The organism is Mycobacterium sp. 94-17 (genome assembly GCF_035617725.1).
Taxonomy (GTDB): Bacteria; Actinomycetota; Actinomycetes; order Mycobacteriales; family Mycobacteriaceae; genus Mycobacterium.
This window is the reverse complement of record NZ_JAPIYN010000050.1, coordinates 1-2,628: the sequence shown is the minus strand read 5'-3', so window position 1 is coordinate 2,628 and position 2,628 is coordinate 1. Positions and strand designations below refer to the sequence as shown.

At 70.8% G+C, this 2,628-nt stretch carries 1 protein-coding gene; it reads left to right on the top strand.

Annotated features, from left to right (window positions below; all coding sequences use genetic code 11):
- Positions 1-2,628, top strand: a 2,628-nt coding sequence (locus tag OQ789_RS25545; RefSeq protein WP_420716204.1) for a condensation domain-containing protein, incomplete at both ends; no start/stop codon positions are given.

Sequence of the window (2,628 nt, the reverse complement as noted above, 5' to 3'; positions counted from 1 at the left end):
TGGCCGGGTACGGGGTTGCCGGTGCCCGATGCCCACGACATCGCGCACATCGTGTACACCTCGGGGACCACCGGTGTTCCCAAAGGCGTTGCGGTCACCCACCGCAACGTCACCCAACTGATGGAAAGCCTGGACTCCGGCCTGACCGAACCCGGGCCCGTCAAGGTGTCGACGCAGTGGCACTCCTACGCGTTCGACGCCTCCGTCCGCGAGATCTGGGGTGCGCTGCTGCACGGCGGGCGCCTGGTGGTGATACCCGAGGCTGTCACGGGATCGCCGGAAGAGTTGCGCGCCTTGATGATCGCCGAACGGGTCGACGTGGTGAGCCAGACGCCCTCCGCCCTGGCGGCGTTGTCGCTCGAGGGCCTGGAATCGGCGGCGGTGATCGTGGGCGGCGAGGCGTGCCCGCCCGAACTGGTGCACCGGTGGGCGCCGGGCCGGGTGATGACGAACGCCTACGGCCCCACCGAAACCACCGTGGACGTGGCGATCAGCGCACCGCTCGCCGCCGGGTCCGCGGTGGTACCCATCGGCGTGCCGGTGCCGGGTGCGGCGTTGTTCGTGCTCGACGGGTGGCTGCGGCCGGTGCCGGTGGGCACGGTGGGGGAGTTGTACGTGGCCGGCCGGGGTGTGGGCGTCGGGTATGTCCGCCGGGCGGGCCTCACGGCGTCGCGGTTCGTGGCGTGCCCCTTCGGGGCGCGGGGTGAGCGCATGTACCGCACCGGGGATCTGGTGTCGTGGGGCGCCGACGGCCAGCTGCGCTATCGGGGCCGCGCCGACGAGCAGGTCAAGATCCGCGGCTATCGCATCGAGCTCGGCGAAATCCGCACTGCACTGGCCGGTTTGGCCGGCGTGGACGCCGCGGCGGTGATCGCCCGCGAGGACCTGCCCGGCGACAGGCGTCTCGTGGGCTACATCACCGGCACCGCGGACCCGGCCGTCGTGCGCACCGAGCTGGCCGAGCGGTTGCCGTCGTACCTGGTGCCGGCCGCGGTGGTGGCGCTCGATGCGTTGCCGTTGACCGTTAGCGGCAAGCTGGACGCCCGCGCGCTGCCTGCACCGGAATACCGCGGCACGACCTACCGCGCCCCGGGCAACGCCGTCGAGGAAGTCCTGGCCGGCATGTACGCCGACGTGCTGGGACTCGACCGGCTCGGGGTCGACGACTCCTTCTTCGACCTCGGCGGAGATTCGCTGACCGCGATGCGCCTGATCGCCGCGATCAACAAATCCTGGAACACTCGCCTCGGCGTGCGAACCCTGTTCGACGCGCCCGCCATCGCCCAGCTGGCGCCCCGGATTCGCGGGGACGGCGGCGAGCTGGAACCGTTGGTGGCCGGCGAGCGGCCCGCGCTGGTTCCGTTGTCGTTCGGTCAGAGCCGGTTGTGGTTCCTCGGCCAATTGCACGGCGCGTCACCGGTTTACAACATGGCGGTGGCGCTGCGGCTGAGCGGGCGACTCGATGCCGGCGCGTTGGGTGCGGCGCTGGCCGATGTGGTGGCCCGCCACGAGTCGCTGCGCACCGTCTTTCCTCATGTCGACGGCGTGCCGTATCAGGGCGTGGTATCGCCTGATCGGGCGGACTTCGGCTGGGAGGTGGTCGACGCCACCGCATGGCCGCCCACGCGGCTGGACGAGGCCGTCGGCGCCGTCGCGCGGCACGCGTTCGATCTGGAAACCGAGACACCGCTGCGGGCAAAGCTTTTCGCCCTCGCCGAGGACGAGCACGTGCTGGTGGCCGTCGTGCACCACATCGCCGCCGACGGCTGGTCGATCGCCCCGCTGGTGCGCGATCTGGGCGCGGCCTACGCCGGCCGCAGTGCCGGACGGCCGCCCGCCTGGGCGCCGCTTGCGGTGCAGTACGCCGATTACACGCTGTGGCAGCGCGCCCGGTTCGGCGATCTCGAGGACAGCGGCAGCCCCATCGCCGTTCAGCTGGCCTACTGGCAGGACGCGTTGGCGGGCATGCCCGAGCGGCTGGCGCTGCCCACCGACCGGCCCTACCCGCCGGTGGCCGACTACCGCGGCGCGAGCGTGGCGGTGGACTGGCCGGCGGAGTTGCAACAGCGGATCCGCGCGCTCGCGCGCGCACACAACGCCACCACCTTCATGGTGGTGCAGGCGGCGCTGGCCCTGCTGCTCGCCAAAGTCACTGCAACCAGCGATGTCTCGGTGGGGTTTGCGATCGCGGGGCGCGCTGACCCCGCCCTCGATCAGCTGGTCGGATTTTTCGTCAACACGTTGATATTGCGCGTCGATACCGGCCACGACGCCACGGTCGCCGACCTGTTGGCCCAGGTTCGGGCCCGCAGCCTCGCGGCCCTCGAACATCAGGACGTGCCGTTCGAACTGCTGGTGGAGCGGCTCAACCCGATTCGGTCTCTGAGCCATCACCCGCTGGTCCAGGTGTCGATCACCTGGCAGAACCTGCGGGAAGACGACAACGATCCCGGGGCGGGCCTGGACCTCGGTGACCTGCAGGTCGCCCGGCTGCCGCTGGAGAGCCGCACGGCGCGCATGGATCTGACGTTCGCACTCGGCGAGCGCTTCTCCGGGGATGGTGAGCCCGCGGGGATTGCGGGGGCGGTGGAGTTTCGTACGGATGTGTTCGATGTGGGAAGTGTTGAG